Here is a 3,801-nt window from a genome sequence, read left to right as displayed (position 1 = left end):
GTCCTGAACCACGCCGCGATCGCGCAGCGCCCAGGCCTGCGGCTGGGCGACCCGGTCGCCCTGTCGATCGACGGTGTGGTCACACACTGGCGCCTGGTCGGCGTGGTCGAAGAGATCGGCGCCGCCGGCGTCGCCTACGTGAGCGACACCGCCTTTGCGCACCGCACCGGCACCGAAGGCCGGGCGCGGGTGCTGCGCGTGGCCACCCATGCCACCGAGGCCCACCAGCGCGATGCGTTGATCCGGCGCATCGACGACCAGGTGACGGCCGCCGGCGGCCACGTGCAGACCGCTCAGCCGTTGACCGAGTTGCGCACCGCGATGGGCGATCACATCGTGATCCTGATCCGCGCGCTGCTGGCGATGGCGGTCGTGATGGCGGTGGTCGGCAGCCTGGGCTTGGCCGCGAGCCTGGGCATCAGCGTGGTCGAGCGCAGCCGCGAACTGGCGGTGATGAAGACGCTGGGCGCCACGCCGCGCCGGCTGCTGCGCCTGGTGAATGCCGAGGCCCAGTGGATCGGCGCGATCAGCAGCTTGGGTGCCTTCGCGCTGTCGCTGCCGTTGACGGCGCTGCTCGATGCGCTGATCGGCAGCCTCGGCTTCGTCGCCCCGTTGCCCTTTGCCGTGGCCTGGTGGGGTGTGGCCGCCTGGGTCGCGCTCGTGGTGAGCGTGTCGGCCTTGGCGGCCAGGCCACCGGCGCTGCGCGCGGTGCAGGCATCGGTGGCGCAGGCACTGGTGCAAGTCTGAGCAGAGCGCGCGGAGAGAGCCGCGCGCTGCAGCAAGGCTCAGGGGCCTTTGTCGATCGCCGGGTGCAGGTCTTCCAGCCAGACCACGTTGTCGGCATAGGACTGCAGGTCGGCCGAGAGGTTGGCCTGCGAGCCACAGACCCAGACTTCCTTCTGGCGCTCCGACTTCACGTAGTCGATGGCGTCTTCGAAGTCACCGTCACCAGCAGCGAGGATCAGGCGGTCGTACAGGTTCTGCGCCGCCAACTTGACGATCAGCGTGGCGATGCCGACATCCACGCCTTTTTGAACCTCGCGGTCGAACTGGTGGTTGCAGTTGACGCAGGTCAGGTGCACGTCTTTCAACTGGTACAGCTGCACGCGGATCTTCGGCCCGCGCGGCGGCGCCGATTTCAACCAGGTGTGGAAGGCGTTGCGGGCGTCGTCGGCCGGATCACGGGTCGAGTTCAGGTAGTAGCTCTCGTGGATCGGCCCGCCGCTCAGGCGCACCAGCTCGTTCTTCAGCTTCAGGTAGTCGAATGGCCGCGTGCGCCCGTAGCTGAACAGGTAGGCCCCGTCGATGACCCAGACGGTTTTCATGAACGCTCTCCTGACACGCCAGCGCCGGAAGATTGAAGACGTTGTTGCATGGCCTGCTCGAACCGCGCCACCGTCGAACGGATCAGCGGCCGGTACAGATGTCGCAACAGCCAACCCGGCACCCATTGCCCACGCTCTTCATGGGCCACGCGGGCTCGCGGATGGACCATGAAGCGCAGGCCAAACGGCCGGTAGTTCTCGCCGCTGCGCCAGAACTCGATGCGGTTCAAGTGCTTGACGCTCTTGTAGCCATAGTGGGCGGGAGCCACCAGGCGCAGTGGCGCGCCATGCTCGATCGTCAGCGGCTGGCCGAACAGGCGATCGGCGAGCAGCACGTCGGGGGCGAGCAAGTCTTCGAGCGGCAGGCTGGTGCGGGCACCGTCTTGCCCGCGCAGCACGACAAAGCTCGCCTCGGGCGCCGCGCCGGCCATGGGCACGACGACCTCGCGGTAGAAATCTGCAAAGCGCACGCCGCTCCAGGGCAGCGCGCGGCGTGTCCAGGTGGTCACGCAATGAAAGTCGGATTGCTGTTCGACGCGGGCCAGCGAAGCCAGTGCCGGGCCGACGTCCACCGGGGCTTTCACATCGCCGCTGATCTGCAGCGAGATCGTGTCGATGGTCGTCGGGAAACGAACAGCGAACGGCGTCAAGCCGAAGCGCGGAAAGTCTTCAGTCTCACGCTGGCCGGGGGGCAGTGGCGCGTTCATTTCGCCGCCTCGAAGAACATCCGGCATCGACACGGGAAGAAGCAGTCAGGCATCGCGCCATGGTAGCTGCCCCGATGTTCCGTTGGGTGTGCCCGGCCTGCCCGTCTTCAACGGGTTGGCGCCTGGCTTTCTTCATGGCAGTTCAACATCCACTGGACACCAAATCGATCGGTCAACTTTCCGTAGTAGTCGCCCCAGGGCTGAATGCCCAGCGGCGTCGTCACCGTCCCGCCCACAGCCAAGTCGCCGAAGAGCCTGTCCGTCGAGTCGCGATCGTCCATCGCCAGCAAGTGGGCCGAGCCTCGCATGGGTTCCGCGTCGTCGTTGTCCGAGGCGTAGAACTGCACGCCCGGCCCTTCGAACCTGGCATGCATGACCTTGCCGCGCATGGCTTCGTTCTTCACAGGCATGCCACCGGTGCCGTAGCGCAGCATGTCGACCGTGCGGCCCAGCCCGCAGCACTCATAGAAGGCCAGCGCCTCGTCGCAGCGGTCGGTGAAGAACAGGTAGTTGGAGAGCTGCATGGTCTGGTCGAGTAACGATCGTGATTCGAGATTACATAACGACCGTTATCCCGTCAACTACAATCGATTCTCCACAAGCTGCAGGATCGATCGTGTCCAGGTCTGAGCAAAAGGAACAGACGCGCCAACGCATCCTGGAAGCCGCCGGGCGCGGGTTCCGCAAAGGTGGCTTCGGTGGCATCGGGGTAGACGGCCTGGTGAAGGAGGCGGGGCTGACATCGGGCGCCTTCTACGTTCACTTCGGCTCCAAGGCAGAGGCCTTTCGCGAATCGGTGAAGCAAGGGATGGCCGATCTGCGCGGCGGGGTCTTGTACTTCCAGCAGCAGCATGGCCGTGCCTGGTGGCCCGAGTTCGTGCGCTTCTACCTCAGCGCCAAGCGCAGCTGCGACTTGTCGGAGGGTTGTACGTTGCAGACCATGCCATCAGAAGTCGCGCGTTCGGACGATGCCTCTCGGGCAACGTTTGAGGCGGCATTGCTGGACGTGGCGCAAACCATCGTCAACGGGCCCGTGTCAACCAAAGCACCGCGGGATATCGAGACGGCTTGCGCCGCGTTGTCGGCGCTGGTGGGTGCCGTCACGCTGGCGCGCGCGGTTGGTAGTGAAACTTTCGCAGCCCAAATTGCCGCCGCCACTGAACATGCGTTGCTCGAGGTGAGCAGCGGCGTCAAGCCGGCGCCGCGCGCGTCCAAGTAAATACGCCAGGCGTCGAGCGCCTCAAGTCTCGGCGCGGAAGTTTCGACCCAGCCGGCCCCCGGTGCCGAAGTAGTGGCGAAAGACGTAGAGCAAGGGGCTCCAGCGTCCGGTGTCGATGTACTGGCTGTCGGGCAGCACGATGTCTTCGTGCGCGTGGACCTGCATCACCTTGGCTTCGAGCAGCACGAACTCCGGGTCGTCGCCGTCGACCACCGTCGCCTCGTGGGCCGCCAGCAGGCGGACCTCGAGCTGCATCGGGCATTCGGCAATGCGGGGCGCGCCGACGAACCGGGACGGTACCGGCGTCAGCCCAGCCAACGAGAACTTGTCGGCTTCGTGCCGGTAGCCCATCGCCTGTTTGTAGTCCGGCACCGGGTGCCTGCCGGTCGTCGGAGCCAAGGCTTCCACCGCCGTGCACTGCGCCGGCCCAGGCAGGTTGACCACGGCTTCGCGCGTCAGCAGAAAGTTCTCGCAGCCCTGGCTGGCCCGGCCCAGGCCCAGCACGAGGCGATCGCCGAGCGCCCAGGCCGAAGACATCGGCGAGAGATTG

General features: G+C 66.2%; 6 protein-coding genes. 2 read left to right on the top strand and 4 right to left on the bottom strand.

The window, feature by feature from the left end; genetic code table 11:
- The coding region (locus tag AC1DYI_RS29255; RefSeq protein ID WP_477207634.1) for an ABC transporter permease at positions 1 to 747 on the top strand (747 nt) is incomplete at its 5' end.
- Positions 748 to 785: 38 nt separating this feature from the next.
- Here the strand turns inward: AC1DYI_RS29255 and AC1DYI_RS29250 are convergent.
- From AC1DYI_RS29250 to AC1DYI_RS29240, 3 genes are all read right to left on the bottom strand, one after another.
- The gene (locus tag AC1DYI_RS29250) at positions 786 to 1,325 is read right to left on the bottom strand and encodes an NYN domain-containing protein (RefSeq protein WP_477207633.1); all 540 of its coding nucleotides are present in this window, start codon (positions 1,323 to 1,325) and stop codon (positions 786 to 788) included.
- Positions 1,322 to 2,032: a molybdopterin-dependent oxidoreductase gene (locus tag AC1DYI_RS29245; RefSeq protein WP_477207632.1), complete on the bottom strand. Its 711-nt coding sequence runs from the start codon at positions 2,030 to 2,032 to the stop codon at positions 1,322 to 1,324. Before AC1DYI_RS29245 ends, AC1DYI_RS29250 begins: the two co-directional genes overlap by 4 nt.
- Before the next feature lie 107 nt (positions 2,033 to 2,139).
- Positions 2,140 to 2,556, bottom strand: coding sequence for a VOC family protein (locus AC1DYI_RS29240; RefSeq protein WP_477207631.1), 417 nt, complete (start codon positions 2,554 to 2,556; stop codon positions 2,140 to 2,142).
- A gap of 20 nt (positions 2,557 to 2,576) precedes the next feature.
- Here AC1DYI_RS29240 and AC1DYI_RS29235 point away from each other — a divergent pair, with 20 nt between their 5' ends.
- Complete coding sequence (locus AC1DYI_RS29235) at positions 2,577 to 3,251, top strand: TetR/AcrR family transcriptional regulator (protein ID WP_477207630.1); 675 nt, start codon at positions 2,577 to 2,579, stop codon at positions 3,249 to 3,251.
- 21 nt (positions 3,252 to 3,272) lie between these two features.
- On the opposite strand, the gene AC1DYI_RS29230 is transcribed toward AC1DYI_RS29235, so the two are convergent.
- A partial coding sequence (locus tag AC1DYI_RS29230; protein ID WP_477207629.1) for a flavin reductase family protein occupies positions 3,273 to 3,801 on the bottom strand: 529 nt, incomplete at its 5' end.

This window comes from Ideonella sp. P3_A4, assembly GCF_056403075.1.
Note: the sequence above shows the minus strand (reverse complement) of the source record. Positions and strands in the feature narration are given on the sequence as shown.